At 72.4% G+C, this 18906-nt stretch carries 16 protein-coding genes and 1 pseudogene; all 17 read right to left on the reverse strand.

Translation table 11 applies throughout. The annotated features are described in order from the left end of the window. Positions 1-4: 4 nt before the first annotated feature. The 17 genes and pseudogenes from E4F25_RS00525 to frr all read right to left on the reverse strand — a co-directional run bounded on the left by E4F25_RS00525 (position 5) and on the right by frr (position 18868). The gene (locus E4F25_RS00525) at positions 5-889 is read right to left on the reverse strand and encodes a polyprenyl synthetase family protein (protein ID WP_140908344.1); all 885 of its coding nucleotides are present in this window, start codon (positions 887-889) and stop codon (positions 5-7) included. Beyond that, complete coding sequence (locus tag E4F25_RS00530) at positions 882-1145, reverse strand: exodeoxyribonuclease VII small subunit (protein WP_140908345.1); 264 nt, start codon at positions 1143-1145, stop codon at positions 882-884. The genes E4F25_RS00525 and E4F25_RS00530 overlap by 8 nt, the downstream gene beginning before the upstream one ends. Before the next feature lie 32 nt (positions 1146-1177). Next, the gene (gene tilS / locus E4F25_RS00535; RefSeq protein ID WP_140908346.1) at positions 1178-2476 is read right to left on the reverse strand and encodes a tRNA lysidine(34) synthetase TilS; all 1299 of its coding nucleotides are present in this window, start codon (positions 2474-2476) and stop codon (positions 1178-1180) included. Further along, positions 2473-3432: an acetyl-CoA carboxylase carboxyltransferase subunit alpha gene (locus E4F25_RS00540; RefSeq protein WP_140908347.1), complete on the reverse strand. Its 960-nt coding sequence runs from the start codon at positions 3430-3432 to the stop codon at positions 2473-2475. The genes tilS and E4F25_RS00540 overlap by 4 nt, the downstream gene beginning before the upstream one ends. Positions 3433-3441: 9 nt before the next feature. Further along, the gene (gene dnaE / locus E4F25_RS00545) at positions 3442-6975 is read right to left on the reverse strand and encodes a DNA polymerase III subunit alpha (RefSeq protein WP_140908348.1); all 3534 of its coding nucleotides are present in this window, start codon (positions 6973-6975) and stop codon (positions 3442-3444) included. Between the two features lie 121 nt (positions 6976-7096). Next, entirely contained in the window at positions 7097-7306 is a 210-nt protein-coding gene (locus E4F25_RS00550; RefSeq protein WP_140908349.1) for a hypothetical protein, read from the reverse strand. Positions 7307-7434: 128 nt separating this feature from the next. After that, positions 7435-8079: a ribonuclease HII gene (locus E4F25_RS00555; RefSeq protein WP_140908350.1), complete on the reverse strand. Its 645-nt coding sequence runs from the start codon at positions 8077-8079 to the stop codon at positions 7435-7437. Between the two features lie 38 nt (positions 8080-8117). Beyond that, positions 8118-9278 (reverse strand): lipid-A-disaccharide synthase, encoded by a 1161-nt coding sequence (gene lpxB / locus E4F25_RS00560; RefSeq protein WP_140908351.1) that lies wholly within the window; start codon positions 9276-9278, stop codon positions 8118-8120. Continuing rightward, the gene (gene lpxA, locus E4F25_RS00565) at positions 9275-10063 is read right to left on the reverse strand and encodes an acyl-ACP--UDP-N-acetylglucosamine O-acyltransferase (protein ID WP_140910239.1); all 789 of its coding nucleotides are present in this window, start codon (positions 10061-10063) and stop codon (positions 9275-9277) included. Before lpxA ends, lpxB begins: the two co-directional genes overlap by 4 nt. Before the next feature lie 2 nt (positions 10064-10065). After that, a complete protein-coding gene (fabZ, locus tag E4F25_RS00570) occupies positions 10066-10509 on the reverse strand; it encodes a 3-hydroxyacyl-ACP dehydratase FabZ (protein ID WP_281283936.1) in 444 nt (147 codons plus the stop codon). Between the two features lie 35 nt (positions 10510-10544). Continuing rightward, the gene (lpxD, locus tag E4F25_RS00575) at positions 10545-11564 is read right to left on the reverse strand and encodes a UDP-3-O-(3-hydroxymyristoyl)glucosamine N-acyltransferase (RefSeq protein ID WP_140908352.1); all 1020 of its coding nucleotides are present in this window, start codon (positions 11562-11564) and stop codon (positions 10545-10547) included. Between the two features lie 19 nt (positions 11565-11583). Next, positions 11584-13962: pseudogene (gene bamA, locus E4F25_RS00580) on the reverse strand (outer membrane protein assembly factor BamA); the annotation flags it as partial. 195 nt (positions 13963-14157) lie between these two features. Next, on the reverse strand, positions 14158-15507 hold the full coding sequence (gene rseP / locus E4F25_RS00585) for an RIP metalloprotease RseP (RefSeq protein ID WP_140908354.1): 1350 nt from the start codon (positions 15505-15507) through the stop codon (positions 14158-14160). Next, positions 15504-16688 (reverse strand): 1-deoxy-D-xylulose-5-phosphate reductoisomerase, encoded by a 1185-nt coding sequence (locus tag E4F25_RS00590; RefSeq protein ID WP_140908355.1) that lies wholly within the window; start codon positions 16686-16688, stop codon positions 15504-15506. The genes rseP and E4F25_RS00590 overlap by 4 nt, the downstream gene beginning before the upstream one ends. A 2-nt stretch (positions 16689-16690) precedes the next feature. After that, complete coding sequence (locus E4F25_RS00595; RefSeq protein WP_140908356.1) at positions 16691-17530, reverse strand: phosphatidate cytidylyltransferase; 840 nt, start codon at positions 17528-17530, stop codon at positions 16691-16693. Beyond that, on the reverse strand, positions 17527-18297 hold the full coding sequence (gene uppS, locus E4F25_RS00600; RefSeq protein ID WP_140908357.1) for a polyprenyl diphosphate synthase: 771 nt from the start codon (positions 18295-18297) through the stop codon (positions 17527-17529). Before uppS ends, E4F25_RS00595 begins: the two co-directional genes overlap by 4 nt. A 13-nt stretch (positions 18298-18310) precedes the next feature. Beyond that, positions 18311-18868 (reverse strand): ribosome recycling factor, encoded by a 558-nt coding sequence (frr, locus tag E4F25_RS00605; protein ID WP_140908358.1) that lies wholly within the window; start codon positions 18866-18868, stop codon positions 18311-18313. Positions 18869-18906: the final 38 nt, after the last annotated feature.

Here is an 18906-nt window from a genome sequence, read left to right on the forward strand (position 1 = left end):
AGCCTCAGCGGTCGCGTTCGACCGCGAGCCGGGCGAGGCGGCGCAGGCCGTCCGCCCGCGGTCCGAAGCCGGAGAGCGCCGCGTCCATCGCGGCGCTCAACGTTTGCAGCCGCGCGTGCGCGGCGTCCACGCCCAGCAGCGCGGGGAAGGTCGCCTTGTCGCGCGCCGCGTCGCGGCCCGCGGTCTTGCCGAGGGTGGCGCTGTCGCCCTCGACGTCGAGCAGGTCGTCGCGCACCTGGAAGGCGAGGCCGAGCGCGTCGGCGTAGTCGTCGAGCCGTGCGCGCGCGGGCGCGTCCACGCCGGCGGCGATCGCGCCCAGGCGCACCGCCGCGCGCAGCAGCGCGCCGGTCTTCAGCACATGCAGGCGCTGCAGGGCGTCGGCGTCGATCGCGCGTCCGGTGGCATCGATGTCCAGGGCCTGCCCGCCGCACATGCCGTGCACGCCGGCGGCGCGCGCCAGTTCCGCCAGCATCGCCACGCGCGCCGTGGCCGGCAGCGGCGCGGCGGCGAGCAGTTCGAACGCCAGCGACTGCAGCGCGTCGCCGACGAGGATGGCGGTGGCCTCGTCGAAGGCCACGTGCACGGTCGGCTTGCCGCGGCGGAGGTCGTCGTCGTCCATCGCCGGCAGGTCGTCGTGCACCAGCGAGTAGGCATGCACCAGTTCGACCGCCGCGGCGGCGTGGTCCAGCGCCTCCTCGCCGCAGCCGAACGCGGTGCCGGTGGCGTAGACCAGCAGCGGGCGCATGCGCTTGCCGCCGTCGAGGGCGGCATGGCGCATGGCCGCATGCAGGCGCCTTGGTTCGGCCGCGGGGTCGGGCAGGGCGGCTTCGAGCGTGGCTTCGGTGCGCGCGCGCCAGCCCGCGTGCGCGTCGCCGCCGGCGTCAGGCATCGCCGCCGTCGCCGGCCGGGGGGAACGGCTTCGCGCCCTCGGGATCGTCCGGGTCGCCGAGCAGCCGCACGCGCAGTTCGGCCTGCTCCAGCGCGGCCTGGCAGCGGCGGTAGAGGCCGACGCCCGACTCGTAGGCGGCCAGCGATTCCTCGAGGCTCATGTCGCCGTGCTCCATCTTCTCGACCAGCTTCTCGAGCGCGTCGAGCGAGCGCTCGAAGTCGGCGACGGGGGAGCGCTCGGCGTTGTCCTTGACCATGGCGCGATTCTATCGCGGCGCGGGCGCCGCTCCTACACGTTCCCCGCGGGCCGGGTCCAGGCCAGGCGCGCGCCGCGGGCCTCCAGCCAGGCCGCCAGCGCCGCAGAGACGATGCGGTCGCCGGCCGCGAGCACGGCGCCTTCCGCGTCCGACAGCAGCGGCAGTTGCGCGCGCTCCCAAGGCGGCACGGCGCGCTCCTGCAGCACGTGCTTGAGCGCGTGCGAGTGCCTGCGCCCGGGCAGGGTGATGCGTTCGCCGCCCTGGCGCGCGTGCACGGTCACGGGGTGCTCGAACACGGCGCCCTCCAGGCGCAGCACGCCGCCGCCGGGCAGTGCCAGCGGAGTGCGGCCGTCCCAGGTCGTGCGCCAGTCGCGCGGCAGCGGCTCGCGTTGCCGGCCGGCATGCAGCAGGTCGCGCCAGCGCTGCAGGCAGGCATCCGCCCAGGCGTAGGTCGCGCCCGAGTCGGGCGCGGCCTGGAGCAGGTCGGATTCGACGCTGGCGACGCCGCTGGCGGGGAGCGGCGGCAATCCCAGCGCGTGGATCCAGCGGCGCAGCACGCGTGCGCGTCGTGCCCGGGGCAGGACCTGCAGCGCGCGCGCGTCGAGTTCGTCGGCCGCGCCGGCGCGGACCGAGTCCAGTGCCCGCGCATCCTCCGCCTCGAGCAATCCCACGGCCTCCGCCGCAAGCGCCGCGCTGCGCGCGAACGCCGCCCCGGCGTGCGGCCAGCGCTCGCGCAGGAGCGGCAGCACGCGGGCGCGCAGGTAGTTGCGATCCAGTGTGTCGTCGGCGTTGCTGGGGTCCTCGATCCAGTCGAGGGCTTCCCCGCGCGCCCACGCCAGCAGGGCGTCGCGCGGTGCATCGAGCAGCGGCCGCCACAGCCAACCGCGGCCGTGCGCGCGCCAGGCCTGCATCGCGGCGAGGCCGTCCGGCCCGGACGCGCGCAGCGCGCGCAGCAGGAAGGTCTCGGCCTGGTCGTCGGCGTGGTGGGCCAGCGCCAGCACCTCGCCCTCGCGCAGGGCCGCGTGGAAGGCCGCGTGGCGCGCCGCGCGCGCGGCGGCCTCGGGCCCGGTGCCGGCATTGCGCGGGACCTGCACCCGCACGCCCTGCAGCGGGATGCCGAGCCGGGCGCATTCGCCCTCGCAGTGCGCCTGCCAGGCATCGGCCGCGGCCTGCAGCCCGTGGTGCACGTGCAGCGCGCGCAGGCCGCCGTGCAGCGACGGCGACGCCGCCAGCAGGTGCAGCAGGACCGTGGAATCGAGGCCGCCGCTGAAGCCCAGCAGGACCGGGCGCGGTTCGCCGGGCTGCGGGATCAGCGGCGGCGCGCCACTCACGCCGCCTCGTAGGCGCCGTAGCCGCGCAGGCGCTCGTAGCGCCGCTGCACCAGCTCGTCGAGCGGCACGTCCACGAGCGCATCGAGCTCGTTCAGCAGCACCGCCTTCAGGCGCTTGGCCATCTGCATCGGGTTGCGGTGCGCGCCGCCGATCGGCTCGCGGATGACCTTGTCCACCAGGCCCAGCTCCTTGAGCCGCTTCGCGGTCAGGCCGAGCTGCTCGGCGGCGTCCTTGGCCTTGTCCGCCGAGCGCCACAGGATCGAGGCGCAGCCTTCCGGCGTGATCACCGAGTAGGTGCTGTACTCGAGCATCAGGGTGCGGTCGCCGACGCCGATCGCGAGCGCGCCGCCGGAGCCGCCCTCGCCGATGACCGTGCACACGATCGGGGTGCGCAGCCCGGCCATTTCCATCAGGTTGCGCGCGATCGCCTCGGACTGGCCGCGCTCCTCGGCGCCGATGCCGGGGTAGGCGCCCATGGTGTCGATGAAGGTCAGCAGCGGCAGGTTGAAGCGCTCGGCCAGCTTCATCAGCCGCAACGCCTTGCGGTAGCCCTCGGGGCGCGGCATGCCGAAGTTGCGCTTGAGCTTGGCCTTGGTGTCGCGGCCCTTCTCGTGCCCGACCACCACCACCGGGCGCCCGTCGATCCGCGCCAGCCCGCCCACGATCGCGGCGTCGTCGGCGTAGGCGCGGTCGCCGGCCAGTTCCTGGAACTCGTCGCAGATCACCCGCAGGTAGTCGAGGGTGTAGGGCCGCGCCGGATGGCGGGAGAGCTGCGAGACCTGCCAGGGGCTGAGGTCGCGGAAGATGTGCGCGGTGCGGGTGCGCAGCTTGTCCTGCAGCGCGTGCACCTCGGCGTCGACGTTGACGGCCGGGCCGTGGCTGGCGTGCCGCAGCTCCTGGATCTTGGCTTCCAGGTCGGCGATCGGCTGCTCGAAGTCGAGGTAGTTCGGGTTCATCCGTCCAGTTTAGCCCGCCCACGGCTTGTTCAGGTGCAGGCGGGCGCTGCGCACGCCCGGGAGGGCGCGCAGCAGGCCGGGGAGCGCGGCGTCGGCCAGCACCCCGCGGCCGGAGTTGATGCTGAGCCGGCCCACCGCCGCCTCGGTGATCGCCTCGACCAGCAGCGGGGTGGCGCCGGCGTGGCCTTCCAGCGCTTCCAGGAACCGCGCCAGGGCGTCGCCCTCGCGCAGGTCGATCCGCACCGACAGGCCCTGGGCATGCTGCTGGCAGAGCTGCGCGTAGTCCCAGCAGCGGCGCGCGCGCAGCGAGAAGCCGCCGCTGAACTCGTCCTCGCGCAGGCCGCCCTCGACCACCAGGATGCGGTCGCGGGTCAGCAGCGCGGCGTGCTCCTGCCAGGCCTCGGCGAAGAATGCGCACTCGATCCGGCCGCGGCCGTCGTCGAGCTGCACGAAGGCCTGCGATTCGCCGCGCTTGCGCATCGCCACCACCTGCCCGGCGACGATCGCCGGCGTTTCCTGGCGCCAGCCGCGGCGCTCCTCCTGCGGCCGCGCCTGCCAGAGGCGGTCGAGGTCGCCGAGGTCGTGGCCGAGCAGCGCGCGCAGCTCCTCGCGGTAGGGATCGACCGGATGGCCGCTGAGGTAGTGGCCGAGGGTCTCGCGTTCGCCCTGCAGCCGCTGCAGCAGCGGCCACTCGCCGGCTTCCGGCAGTTCGATCCGCAGCGCCGGCTCCTCGCCGCCACCGCCGAACAACGAGACCTGCCCTGCTTCGCGCTCGCGCGCGAGCTGCTCGGTCGCCTTCAGCACCTCGGGCAGCTGCAGCATCAGCGAGGCGCGGTTGCGGCCGAGGCCGTCCAGCGCGCCGGCGTTGACCAGGGCTTCGAGCGCGCGCTTGTTGAGCCGGGTCGAATCCACGCGCTTGCAGAAGTCGAGCAGGTCGGCGAACGCGCCGCCGCCCTCGCGTGCCTCGACGATCGCCTCGCAGGCGCCGCGGCCGACGCCCTTCACCGCGCCCAGGCCATAGCGGATGGTGTCGGCGGCCTTGGCCTCGAACATGTAGGCCGAGGCGTTGACGTCGGGCGGCAGCACCTCCAGCCCCATCGCCCGCGCCTCGTCGAGGAAGCCGACCACCTTGTCGGTGTTGTCCATGTCGCTGGACAGCACCGCGGCCATGAACTCGGCCGGGTAGTGCGCCTTGAGCCAGGCGGTCTGGTAGGAGACCAGCGCGTAGGCGGCGGCGTGCGACTTGTTGAAGCCGTAGCCGGCGAACTTCTCCAGCAGGTCGAAGATCGGGCCGGAGTCCTTCGGCTGCAGGCCGTGGTGCTCGAGCGCGCCGGCCTCGAACTTGGCGCGTTCCTTGGCCATCTCCTCGGGCTTCTTCTTGCCCATCGCGCGGCGCAGCAGGTCGGCGCCGCCGAGCGAGTAGCCGGCCAGGATCTGCGCGGTCTGCATCACCTGTTCCTGGTACACGACCACGCCGTAGGTGGGCGCCAGCACCGGCTCCAGCAGCGGGTGCGGATACTCGACCTCGGCGCGCCCGTGCTTGCGCTCGATGAAGTCCGGGATCAGGTCCATCGGGCCCGGGCGGAACAGCGAGACCAGCGCGATCAGGTCGTCGAAGCGGTCCGGCTGCGCCCGCCGCAACAGCTCGCGCATGCCGCGCGACTCGAACTGGAACACCGCCACGGTGTCCCCGCGCGCGAACAGCTCGTAGGTGGCGGGGTCGTCCAGCGGAATCGCCGAAATGTCCAGCGCTTTTACCGTTCCCCGTTCCCCGTTCCCCGTTCCCGCCTTCCCCCGGTTGATCGCCTTCACCGCCCAGTCGATGATCGTCAGCGTCCGCAAGCCCAGGAAGTCGAACTTCACCAGCCCGATGGTCTCGACGTCGTCCTTGTCGAACTGGGTCACCGGGTTGCGGCCGCCGCCCTGGCCGTCGTGTTCCGCGAACAGCGGGCAGAAGTCGGAGAGCGGCGAGGGCGCGATCACCACGCCGCCGGCGTGCTTGCCGGCGTTGCGGGTCAGGTCCTCGAGCTGCAGCGCCAGGTCGATCAGGTCGCGGACGTCGTCCTCGGCCTGGTAGCGCGCGATCAGCTCGTCGGAACGCCAGTTCTCGTCGTGGCGCGACTTCTCGGTGCGGCCGAGGGCGTCGTCCAGCGAGATCCCGAGGGTCATCGGCACCAGCTTGGCGATGCCGTCCACGAAGCCGTAGGGGAAGCCGAGCACGCGCCCGGCGTCGCGCACCACCGCCTTCGCCGCCATGGTGCCGTAGGTGATGATCTGGCTGACCCGGTCGCGGCCGTACTTGGCGGCGACGTAGTCGATCACCTCGTCGCGCCGGTCCATGCAGAAGTCGATGTCGAAGTCCGGCATCGACACGCGCTCGGGGTTGAGGAAGCGCTCGAACAGCAGGTCGTAGGGCAGGGGGTCGAGGTCGGTGATCCCCAGCGCCCAGGCCACCAGCGAGCCCGCACCGGAGCCGCGGCCGGGGCCGACCGGGATGTCGTGGTCCTTGGCCCAGTTGATGAAGTCGGCCACGATCAGGAAGTAGCCGGGGAAGCCCATGCCGACGATCACGTCGAGCTCGGACTCCAGGCGCGCGTCGTAGTCGGCGCGGGTCTTGCCCGGCGCCAGCGGATGCCGCGCCAGGCGCCGCTCCAGGCCTTCGCGGGCGCGGGCCCGGATCCAGCTGTCCAGCGTCTCCCCGGACGGCACCGGGAACGCCGGCAGGAAGTAGGTCCCCAGCGACAGTTCCAGGTTGCAGCGCGTGGCCAGCGCGATCGCGTTGTCCACCGCGTCGGGGGCGTCGGCGAACAGCGCCGCCATCTCGTCGCCTGACTTGAGGTACTGCTCGGCGGTGTAGTCGCGCGGGCGCCGCGGATCGTCGAGCACGCGCCCGGAGGCGATGCACACCCGCGCCTCGTGCGCCTCGAAGCCGTCGCGATCCAGGAAGCGCACGTCGTTGCTGGCGACCACCGGGATGCCGCGCGCGCTGGCCGCATGCAGCGCGAACGCATTGAACGCCTGCTCGCCTTCGCGCCCGGTGCGCACCAGCTCGAGGTGCAGGCGCTCGCCGGTGTGGCGCTGCCAGTCGGCGAGCCACTGCTCCGCGAGCTCGTGCTTGCCGGCCGCGGCCAGGCGCCCGGCCTCGCTGTGCGGGCCGGCGAGCAGGAACAGCCCGCCGTTGCCCTCGCGCAGCCACTCCGGGCGCACCACCACGCCGTCGTGGCGCTGGCCCTGCATCCACGCCCGGGTCAGCAGCCGCGACAGCGTCAGGTAGCCTTCGCGGTCGCGGCACAGCAGGGTGAGCCGGGTCGGCGCCTCGTCGTCCCCGGCCAGCAGCACGTCGGCGCCGGCGATCGGCTTGACCCCCGCGTTCTCGGCCGCCTTGTAGAACTTGACCAGCGCGAACAGGTTGTTGTGGTCGGTGACCGCGACCGCGGGCTGGCCCAGCTCCACGCAGCGCGCCACCAGTTCCGGGATGCGGATGGTGGAGTCGACCAGCGAGTACTCGCTGTGCAGGTGCAGGTGTGCGAAACGGGCGGGCATGCCTTCCCGGAGGGTCATGGGCGGCTGCGGGGGGATCGCCCCAGCCTAGCCCCCCGCCCAGCGCCGGACAAGGCTTGACAGCCGCGCCGGCGACGCCCGCCGGGATGCACCAGCGATGCGCTCAGGCGATCCGGAACAGCGCGCGCGGCTGCGGGCTCTCGCTGGCGTAGTGGCTGTCGTGGATGGCGCGCAGGTGGCGGCGCAGCGCGGCTTCCGCGAGGTACTCGCGCAACAGGACGTCGGCGGCCTCGGGGTCGAGGCCCTCCAGCAGTTCGTCGAGTCCGGCGGGCTGGAACGGGGCGTGTGCGAAGACGGGATCGACGGCGGCCATGGCGCACCTCTTCCGCTGGCGGGGGGACGTTTTTCCTTGGATGCACGTCGAGGTTGCGCGGTTGCACGGCGCCGGTCCCCTCCCGGAAGTCGCCCAACGAGTGGCAGTACTGCAATCGTTCAGGCAAGTCAGCCCGGGACGCATTCAGCGAACAGGTCCGGCGCCTGCAGCGTCGCCTGCACCGGGGCCCAGCTGCGCCGGTGCGCGGGGCAGGGTCCCAGCCGCTGCAGCGCGGCGCGGTGCGCGGGCGTGCCGTAGCCCTTGTGCTCGTCGAAACCGTAGTCGGGCCAGCGTGCGTGCAGCTCGCGCATGTACCGGTCGCGGCTCACCTTGGCGAGGATCGAGGCGGCCATGATCGCGCGCTCGCTGGCATCGCCGCCGACGATCGCGCGTGCGCGGCACGGCAATCCCTTCGGCAGCGCGTTGCCGTCCACCAGCGCCTCGACCGCGCCGACCCGCGCGGCCACGGCCTCGATCGCCCGGCGCATCCCGAGCATGGTGGCGTGGTAGATGTTGAGGCGGTCGATTTCCTCGACCTCGATCGAGACCACCTGCCAGGCCAGCGCGCGCTCGATGATGCGCGGATACAGCTGCTCCCGCCGTTCCGCGCTCAGCGCCTTGGAATCGTCGAGGCCGTTGACCGGCGTGCGCCCGCGCGGGAACACCACTGCCGCGACGACCACCGGCCCGGCCAGCGGGCCGCGCCCGGCCTCGTCGACGCCGGCCACCGGCAACGGCGCATCGGGGGCGGGCGTGGCGAACGCGAGCGGCATGCCGACAGTGTCGCCGACCTGCCGGGCACGCGGCAATCTCAAGCGCGCGCGGCGAGTTCCGCGACAGCTTCGGCGGCCTGGCGCGAGGCATCGCGCCTGAGCTGTTCATGCAGTGCGCGGAAGCGCGGGCGCAGCGCCGCGACCGCTTCCGGCTCGCGGAACCAGCGCAACACCGCGTCCGCCAGCGCAGGCGCGGTGCAGTCGTCCTGCAGCAGCTCCGGCACCAGCGCTTCGCCGGCGAGCACGTTGGGCAGGCTGACGTGCGCGGACTTGAGCATGCCCAGGCCGCGCACGATGCGGTGCGTGGTGGGCGCGATGCGGTGCCCGACGACCATCGGCCGCTTGCACAGCATGGCTTCCAGGGCGGCGGTGCCGGAGGCGAGCAGGACCACGTCGGCGGCGATCATGGCGCGCTGGGCCTGGCCGTCGAGGAGCAGGGAACGGGGAACGGGGAACGGGGAACGGTCGATCGTCGCTTCGATCGACGCGCGGCAGGCTGCGGTGGCGGCGGGAATCACGAGTTGCAGGCCGGGCACCTGTCCGGCGACGCCGGCGGCGGCTTCCAGGAACACCGGCAGCATGCGCTGGATCTCGCCGAGCCTGCTGCCGGGCAGCACCGCCAGCACCGGGGCATGGAACGGGATGCCGAGGGCCTCGCGCGCGCCGGCGCGGTCGGGTTCGAGCGGGATGGCATCGGCCAGCGGATGGCCGACGAAGCGCGCGTCCACGCCGTGGCGCGCGTAGATCGCGGGTTCCATCGGGAACAGGCACAGCACCCGGTCGGCGCTCTCGCCGATCCTGGCCGCGCGCGATTCGCGCCAGGCCCACACCGAGGGGCTGACGTAGTGCACGGTGCGCACGCCGCGGCGCTTGAGCCAGCGCTCGACGCCGAGGTTGAAGTCGGGGGCGTCGATGCCGGTGAACACGTCCGGTTGCCAGGCCAGCACCCGCCGCCGCAGCTCGCGGCGCAGGCGCAGCAGGCGCGGCAGTTCGCGCAGCACTTCGGCCAGCCCCATCACCGCGAGCTCGCCGGCGTCGAACCAAGTGTCCACGCCGGCCGCGCGCATCGCGTCGCCGCCGATGCCGGCGAACTCCGCGTCGGGATGGTGTTCGCGCAGCGCCGCCACCAGGCCGGCGCCCAGCTGGTCCCCGGAGGCTTCGCCGGCGACCAGCGCGAAGCGCTTGCGAGGGCCGCTCATCGCAGCAGCGGTCGCTCGCCGGAGCCGATGAACTCGAGCAGCGCGCGCACGTCCTCGCTGTCGCGCGCCAGCTCTTCGAGTCGCTGGCGGGCGTCCTCGAGCTTCGCCCCGGAGACGTACAGCGCCTTGTAGGCGCGGCGGATCGCGGCCACGCGCGACGGGTCGAAGCCGCGTCGCTTCAGGCCCTCGACGTTGACCCCGCGCGGGCGGCTGTAGCCTTCCTGCGCCACCAGCACGAACGGCGGCACGTCGCCGTTGACGAAGGCGCCCATGCCGATGAATGCGTGCGCGCCGATGCGGCAGAACTGGTGCACCCCGGCGAACCCGCCCAGGATCACCTGGTCGCCGACTTCCACGTGCCCGGCGAGGGTGGCGTTGTTGGAGAACACGCAGCCGTTGCCGACCCGGCAGTCGTGGGCGACGTGCACGTAGGCCAGCAGCCAGTTGTCGTCGCCGATGCGGGTGCAGCCGCCGCCGTGGCCGGTACCGCGGTTGATGGTGCAGAACTCGCGGATGACGTTGCGGTCGCCGATCTCGAGCTCGGCGTGCTCGCCGGCGAACTTCTTGTCCTGCGCGTCGCCGCCGATGGCCACGTGCGAGTGGATGCGGTTGTCGCGGCCGATCCGGGTCGGGCCCTGCAGCGTGCAGTGCGCGCCGATGGTGGTGCCGTCGCCGACCTCGACCCCGGCGCCGACCACGGTGTAGGGCCCGATCGAGACGCCGTCGCCGATCCGGGCCGACGGGTCGACCAGCGCGGTGGCGTGGATGCCGGCCGCGGGGGCCACGGTCACTCCTGCACTTCGGCGCAGAGGATCTCGGCGCAGGCGACCTGCTCGCCGTCGACCCGGGCCACGCCCTCGTACAGCGCCATGTTGCGGATGGTGCGCTTCAGCGCCACGCACAGCTCGAGGCGGTCGCCCGGGACCACCATGCGGCTGAACTTCGCGTTGTCGATCTTGACCAGGTAGAACACCTTGCCGCTGGCGTCGGCCTCGTTGGAGAGCTGGGTCAGCAGGCCGCCGGCCTGGGCCAGCGCCTCGATCACCAGCACCCCGGGCATCACCGGGCGGCCGGGGAAGTGGCCTTGGAAGAACGGCTCGTTGACGGTCACGTTCTTGATGCCGACGATCTTCCCCCCCGGCTCGAACTCGACCACCCGGTCGACCAGCAGGAACGGATAGCGGTGCGGCAGCATCCGCTGGATGGCGATGGCGTCGATCGGCAATTGCACGGTGTGGTTCCCTGTCCAGGCAGCCGGGGCTGCGGTCACTCGTCCGGATTATCGCGCAAAGGGCCCGCGCGGCGGGCCCGCGCGTCGAGGCGGCGGAAACGGGCCGCGGCGCGGCGCCAGTCGCGGTTGCGCATCAGCGGCGTGCCCGAGGAGTATTCGCCGGGCTCGCGGATGGAGTGGGTGACCAGGCTCATCGCGGTCACCACCACCCGGTCGCACAGCTCGATGTGGCCGACGATGCCGGCGCCGCCGCCGATGAGGCAGTGGCGGCCGATGCGCGCGCTCCCCGCGACCGCGGCGCAGCCGGCCATCGCCGTGTGCGCGCCGATGTGGACGTTGTGCGCGACCTGCACCAGGTTGTCCAGGCGCACGTCCTCCTCGAGCACGGTGTCGTCGAGCGCGCCGCGGTCGATGCAGGTGTTGGCGCCGATCTCGCAGTCGTCGCCCACCACCACGCCGCCGAGCTGCGGCACCTTGGTCCAGCGGCCGCCGTGCATCGCCAGGCCGAAGCCGTCCGCGCCCAGTACCGCGCCCGGGTGCACCAGCACGCGCTTGCCCAGGCGCACGCGCCTGACCAGGGTGGCGCGCGCCACCAGCTCGCTGCCGGCGCCCACCACGCAGTCCTCGCCGACGACGCAGCCGGGACCGACCACGGCGCCGGCCTCGACCACGCTGCGCGCGCCGATGCTGGCGAACGCGGCCACGTGCGCGCCGGGATCGATGCGGGCCGTGGGATGCACGTCGGCCGAGGCATGGATCCCGGGCTCGCGCGCCTCGCGCACCTCGAACAGCGCCGAGGCGCGGGCGAACGCGGCGTAGGGGTCGTCGGCGACCAGCGCGGTGCCGGGGTAGCCTTCGGCGTCGCCGGCGCGCATCACCACCACCCCGGCAGCGGTGCCGGCGAGCTGGGAGCGATAGCGCGGGTTGGCCAGGAAGGCGAGGTCGCCGGCGCCGGCGCGGGCCAGCGTCGCGACCCCGCTCACGCGGGCCGCGGCATCGCCCTGGACGCGGAGCCCGAGGCGCTCGGCGAGTTCGGCGGCGGTGAACGACGGCATGCAGGCGCCCCCGCCGCCGTCAGAACGTACCGCCGAAGGAGAACTGCAGGCGCTCGGTGCGGTCGCCCGGCTCGGTCTTGACCGGGAACGCGTAGCTGATCTGGATCGGGCCCATCGGCGAGCGCCACAGCAGCGCCACGCCCGCGGACGCGCGCAGCAGGCTGGCGTCGAAGCTGTCGATGTCGCGGTACACGTTGCCGAAGTCGAGGAACGCGGAGATCCGCGCGGCGTTGGTGTCGAACAGCCGCGGGAAGAACATCTCCAGCGAACCCACCGTCTTCAGCGCGCCGCCGGACGGGCGCAGGAAGCCGAAGGCGTTGGCCACCTGCGGGCCGAGCGTGTTGTCCACGAAGCCGCGCACGCGGCCGCCCGAGCTGATGCCGCCGGCGTAGAAGTTCTCGAAGAACGGCAGGCCGTCGGCGGTCAGGGTCTCGACGTAGTCCGGCGAGTCGGTGGTGCACGGATCGCTCGGCGGCGGCGGGGGCGGCGGCTGCTCTGGGTTCGGGTTCTCCTCGGTCGGCGGCACCGGCGGCTGCGGCCTGGTCCAGCAGATGTCGCTGGTGATCGGCGAGCCGTAGCTGTCGCCGTAGCCGAGGTTCACGCCGGTGCGCAGCACCAGCGACGGGCTCAGCGGCCAGTACCTGGAGTATTCGTATTCGAGCTTGTAGTACTCGACCGTGGAGCCGGGCAGCGCGACCTCCGCGGAGACCCGCTGGTAGGTGCCGATGCTCGGCATGAAGTAGTCGTTGCGGGTGTCGCGCGCCCACGCCAGCTGGCCGCGCCAGGCGTGGAAGGTGCGCCGGCCGACCGCCTTCAGGTAGTCGTTGAACTCCTTCGGCATGTTGCCGCCGGCGGTCAGGATCTCGTTGCTGTCGATGCCGAGCATCGCCGAGAAGCGGTCCCACTCGGTGATCGGCACGCCGAGCACGACCTGCGCGCTGCCGCTGCTGGTCGAGTACTGGGCGACGTTGAAGTTCGAGTAGTCGAACTCGCTCCAGCGCAGGTTGTAGCCCAGCGACAGCCCGTCGTCGGTGAAGTACGGGTTGAGGAACGAGAAGTTGTAGGCCTTCTGGTAGTAGCTGCGCTGCGCCGCCACCGCGACCCGGTTGCCGGTGCCGAGGAAGTTGTTCTCGGACAGCTGCACCGAGGTGGTCACGCCGCTGAGCTGCGAGTAGCCGACGCCGAACATGAAGCTGCCCGAGGTCGTCTCCTTGACCGTGAACACCACGTCCACCTCGTCCGGGCTGCCCGCGACCGGGATCTTCTCGACGTCCACGGTCTCGAAGTAGCCCAGCTGCTGCAGGCGGATCTTGGAGCGGTCCACCGCCGCCTGCGAGAACCAGGCGCCCTCGAACTGGCGCATCTCGCGGCGCATGACCTCGTCGGCGGTGCGGGTGTTGCCCTTGAAGTCGATGTGGCGGACCTGCACGCGCGGGCCCGGGATCACGTTGAAGGTGATGCCCACGGTGCGCGCGTCGCGGTCCACCGTCGGGATCACGTTGGCGGTGGCGAAGGCGTAGCCGATGTTGGCCAGGGTCAGGGTGATCGAGTTGGAGGTGGCGTCCAGCAGCCGGCGCGAGAACACCTGGCCCTTGCGCACCAGCAGGCGCTTCTCGACCAGGTCCTTCGGCAGCACCGTGTCGCCGGTCAGCTCGACGCTGGAGACGGTGTACTGCTCGCCCTCGGTGATGCCGGCGGTGATGAAGATGTCGCGCTTGTCCGGGCTGATCTCGACCTGGGTGCTGTCGAGGCTGAAGTCCACGTAGCCGCGGTCCAGGTACCAGGCGTTGAGCTTCTCGAGGTCGCCGGAGAGCTTCTCGCGCGAGTACTGGTCGTCGTTGCGGTACCAGCTCAGCCAGTTGGTCTCGGCCGACTCCCAGTTGTCGCGGATCTGCTCCTCGTCGAACTTCTCGTTGCCGACCAGGTTGATGTGGCGGATCTCGGCGGCCTTGCCTTCCTTGATGTCGATCGTGATGTCGACGCGGTTGCGGTCGAGCCGGGTCACGGTCGGCGTGATGACCACGTTGTACTTGCCGCGGTTGTTGTACTGGCGGTTCAGTTCCTGCACCACCCGGTCCAGGCTGAGCCGGTTGAAGGTGTCGCCCTCGGCGAGGCCGATGTCCGCGAGGCCCTTGGTCAGGTCCTCGGTCTTGATGTCCTTGTTGCCGACCAGGGTCAGCTTGTTGATCGCCGGGCGCTCGGTCACGGTCACCACCAGGATCGAGCCCTGGCGGTCCATGCGCACGTCCTCGAAGAAGCCGGTGCCGTACAGGGCCCGGATCGCCTCGGCGATGCGGTTGCGGCCCACGGTGTCGCCGCGCTCCACCGGGAGGTAGGTGAACACGGTGCCGGCGGAGATCCGCTGCAGGCCGTCCACGCGGATGTCGGTGACGGTGAACGCCTCCGGGTCCGGCGCGACCGGGGCCGCGGCGGGCGCGCCCGGCACCGCGAAGGGGTTCGACGACTGCGCGAACGCGGGGGCGGCGCCGGTGGAGGCGGCTGCGGCCAGGGCGAGGACAAGCAGGCGGCGTGGGGGGAGTCGCGTCATCGTCACTTCCGGGGTTGGACGTTCCTGTTCGACCTGCTGCCCGGCTCAGCGCAACAGTTGCAGGATGTCATTGTAGAAAGCCAGGCCCATGAGGCCGGCCAGCAGGGCGAGGCCCAGGTACTGCCCGGCCATCATGGCCCGCTCGCTCAACGGGCTGCCCTTGGCCAGCTCGATAAGGTAGTACAAGAGATGGCCGCCGTCCAAGACGGGGATCGGCAGCAGGTTGATGATCGCCAGGCTGAGCGAGAGCAGGGCGAGGAAGTTCAGGAACCAGGCCGTGCCCAGTTGCGCCGACGCGTTGGCGTAGCGGGCGATGGTGATCGGCCCGGACACGTTCTCGACCGAGGCGCGGCCGGTCAGCAGGCGGCCGATCATGGCGACGGAATCGCGAGCGAGCCGCCAGGACTCGGTGAATGCGGCGGGCACGGCGGCCCAGGGGCCCACGCGCAGCTCCGCGTCGTAGTCCGGCACCTGCGACGGCGCGGGCGCGACCCCCAGCGCCCAGTAGCTGCCGCCCTCGCCGTCGTCGCGGCGCTGCGGGGTGACCTCGAGCGCCAACCGGTCGCCGTCGCGCTCGACCTCGACCATCGCCGGCTCGCCGCCGATCGCCTGCAGCAGCGGGCTGATGTCGGCGAAGTCGTCGACCGGGGAGGCGTCGATCGCGGTGATGCGGTCGCCCTCGGCGAGCACGCCCCAGGCGGCGCTGCCCGGCTCGACCCGGCCGATCACCGGCGGCAGCAGGAAGTGGCGCGGGGTCAGGCCCATCGCCTGGACCGCGCGGCGCTCGTCGGTGTCGGCCGGCAGGCGCGACAGCGCGAGCTTCCGGTCGGCGGGCGCGCCACCGGCGGTGCGCACCTCGATGCGGACGTCCTCGCGGTCCATGGCCGCGGTGGTCAGCGCCATCGCCGCCTCGCTCCAGGTCGGCGTCGCGCGGCCGCCGACGACCAGCAGGGTGTCGCCCTCGTGCAGCCCCGCGGCGGCGGCGATGCCATCGGCGTGGCCGACCACGGGCGCGTAGTCCGGCCGCCCGATCACGAACATCGCCCACAGGAACAGCACGCACAGCAGCAGGTTGGCGAGCGGGCCGGCGGCGACGATCGCGATGCGCTGCCAGACCGGCTTGCGGTTGAACGCGCGCCCGGCTTCCTGCGGCGGCACCTCGGCCTCGCGCTCGTCGAGCATCTTCACGTAGCCGCCGAGCGGGATCGCGGCGACCACGTACTCGGTGCCGTCGCGCCCCCGGCGCAGCCACAGCGGCTTGCCGAAGCCGACCGAGAAGCGCAGCACGCGCACGCCGCAGCGGCGCGCGACCCAGTAGTGGCCGAATTCGTGGAAGGTCACCAGCACGCCGATGCTGACGATCATCCACCAGACCGAACCGAGGAAACTGCTCATGGGCGTGCCCGGGCGATGCGGTCGCTGGCATGGGCGCGCGCGCGCGCATCGGCGTCGAGCAGCGTCTCCAGCGAATCCGCGGGTGCGGCCGGCAAGGCCTGCAGGCAGTCCTCGACCAGCGCGGGAATGTCCAGAAAACCGGTCCGGCCCTGAAGGAAGCATGAAACCGCGACTTCGTTGGCGGCGTTGAGCACGGCCGGCGCGGTGCCGCCGGCCTCCAGCGCCTCGAAGGCGAGGCGCAGGCACGGGAACGCATCGAGGTCCGGGCGCTCGAAGTCGAGGCGGCCGTGCTGCAGCAGGTCGAGCCCGCCGACGCCCGACCGGATCCGTTCCGGCCAGCCCAGGCCCACCGCGAGCGCGGTGCGCATGTCGGGCAGGCCGAGCTGCGCCAGGGTCGAGCCGTCGGTGAACTCCACCAGCGAATGCACCAGGCTCTGCGGGTGCACCAGCACGCCGATGCGCTCGCCGGGCATGCCGAACAGGTGGTGGGCCTCGATCACCTCCAGGCCCTTGTTCATCAGCGTCGCCGAGTCCACGGAGATCTTCGGGCCCATGGACCACTTGGGGTGCGCGACCGCCTGCGCCGGAGTGACGTCGGCGAGTTCCTCGCGGCTGCGGCCGCGGAACGGTCCGCCCGAGGCGGTCAGCTGGATGCGCGCCAGGCCGGCCGTGGCCGGGGTGCCGTCGGGGTTGCAGCCCAGGCACTGGAAGATCGCGTTGTGCTCGCTGTCCACCGGCACCACCAGCGCGCCGCCCTCGCGCGCGGCGTGCATCAGCAGCTCGCCCGCGAGCACCAGCGATTCCTTGTTGGCCAGCAGCAGGCGCTTGCCCGCGCGCGCCGCGGCCAGCGTGGAGGCCAGCCCGGCGGCGCCGACGATGGCGGCGACCACGGTGTCGCAGTCCTCGCCCGCGGCCAGCTGCTCGATCGCGGCGGCACCGGCGTGGGCCCGAGTCGCGAGCCCGGCCGCGCGCAGGCCGTCGCGCAGGGCCGGGTAGCCGGCTTCGTCCGCGATCGCGGCGTGCAGCGGTTCGAAGCGGCGGCACAAGTCGAGCAGCGCGTCGACGTTGCTGCCCGCGGCCAGCACGCTGGCGCGCAGCCGCCCGGGATGGCGCGCGACCACGTCCAGCGTGGACGTGCCGATCGAACCGGTGGCGCCGAGGACCGCGACCTGCATGGCCATCGCTAGAACCCGAGCCAGGCTTTCCCGACCGCGAACACCGGCAGGGCGGCGATCACGCCGTCGATGCGGTCCAGGATGCCGCCGTGCCCGGGGATCAGGTCGCCCGAGTCCTTCGCGCCGACGTGGCGCTTGAGCAGGCTTTCGAACAGGTCGCCGACCACCGAGAAGGCCACCGCGACCACCGTCGCCAGCGCCACCAGCGGCAACTGCGCCCAACCCGCGCCGGCCATCGGCGCGAACACCAGCGCCACCAGCAGGCCGCAGGCCATGCCGCCGGCGAGGCCCTCGATGGTCTTGTTGGGGCTGATCCGCGGGCTCAGCTTGCGCTTGCCGAAGCGGCGCCCGGCGAAGTACGCGCCGGAGTCGGCCGCCCACACGATCGCCAGCGCGATGAACAGCCAGCGGTGGCCATTGGGCTCGGCGTGGTGGAGCATGCCCATCGCGCACCACGCGGGCACGATCGCGGCGGTGCCGGCCAGCAGCTTGAGCACGCGCGCGTAAGGCCGCTCGTGGTCGGCCCCGAATTCGAAATGGCGCAGCCACAGGCAGGCCAGCAGCCACCACACCACGCCCAGCACGGTCGCGAGCTGGATCAGCACGTAGTTGAAGCCGCTGCTGGTGCGCGAGGCCCAGACCAGCGCCACCATCAGCGCCAGGTTCAGCACCAGCAGCACGCTGCGCGCAAGGGTGTCCTCGACGTCGGCCAGCCGGAACCACTCCCACAGCCCGGCCAGGAACACGATCGCCGACAGCGCCATCAGCCACGGCGTCGGCAGCAGCAGGATCGCGGCGATCGCGACCGGGGCGAGGATCAACGCGGCGATCACGCGGGTACGGGTCATGCGGTCGGTTCGTCCTGTCGGCCAGCTACCTGTGCTCCGGTCAGGCCGAAGCGGCGTTCGCGGCTGGCGTAGTCGTCCAGCGCGCGCTGCAGTGTCGCCGCATCCAGCGCCGGCCACAACGTTTCGGTGAACCACAGCTCGGTGTAGGCCAGCTGCCAGAGCAGGAAATTGCTCACCCGGTGGTCGCCGCCGGTGCGGATGAAGAGGTCGGGCGGCGGCAGGTCGGCCAGCGCCACCCGGGTGCCGAACAGGGCCTCGTCCACCTGCTCCGGGCGCAGCCGGCCGGCGGCGACGTCCTCGGCCAGCGAGCGCGCCGCGGCGGCGATGTCCTGGCGGCCGCCATAGCTGGCCGCGATGTTCAGCGCCAGCCGGTCGTTGCCGGCGGTCAGCGCCTCGGCCTCGCGCATGCGCGCGCGGATCCCGTCCGGGAAGCGTTCGCGGTCGCCGATGAAGCGCACCCGCACCCCGCGCCGGTGCAGTTCCGATACTTCGCGCTCGAGCGCGTTGAGGAACAGCTTCATCAACGCCCCGACCTCGTCCTCGGGGCGGCCCCAGTTCTCGCTCGAGAACGCGAACAGGGTCAGCGCGCCGATGCCCTTGTCGAGGCAGAAGTCGATGCACAGGTTGACCGCGCGCGCGCCGGCGCGGTGGCCGATGGCGCGCGGGCGGTGGCGCTGCTGGGCCCAGCGGCCGTTGCCGTCCATGATCACCGCCAGGTGGCGGGGAACGCGGGGCGCGGCCGGCGGCGGCGTGGGCGGAGCGGTCATGCAGGCGGCCGGGTCAGACCGCCATCAACTCCTGTTCCTTCGCCTTCACCACCTCGTCCACGTCCTTGATCGCCTTGTCGGTCATCTTCTGGACCTCGGTCTCGCTGCGCGAGGCCTCGTCCTCGGACACCTGCTTCTCCTTCAGCAGTTCCTTGACCTGCTGGTTGGCGTCGCGGCGGATGTTGCGGATGGCGACCTTGGCGTCCTCGCCCTGGGCGTGCACGACCTTGGTCAGCTCGCGGCGGCGTTCCTCGGTCAGCGCGGGCAGGTTGAGGCGGATCACGGTGCCGGCGGTGTTCGGGGTTAGGCCGAGGTCGGAGCCGAGGATCGCCTTCTCCACCGCGCTTACGATCTGCTTCTCGTACGGGGTGATGGTCAGCGAGCGCGCGTCGGACACGGCCACGCTGGCGACCTGCGACAGCGGCACGTCGGAGCCGTAGTAATTCACCTTGATGTGTTCGACCAGCGCGGTCGAGGCGCGCCCGGTGCGGACCTTGACCAGGTCGTGGCGGAGGGCGTCGATGCTCTTGGCCATGCGCGCCTGCGCGTCCTTGTGGATGGTGTCGATCATGGGCATTCCGGTTCCGGAGGTCAGCCCCGGGAGTATAG

This window comes from Cognatiluteimonas lumbrici (assembly GCF_006476065.1).
In the GTDB taxonomy this organism is placed as follows: Bacteria; Pseudomonadota; Gammaproteobacteria; order Xanthomonadales; family Xanthomonadaceae; genus Cognatiluteimonas; species Cognatiluteimonas lumbrici.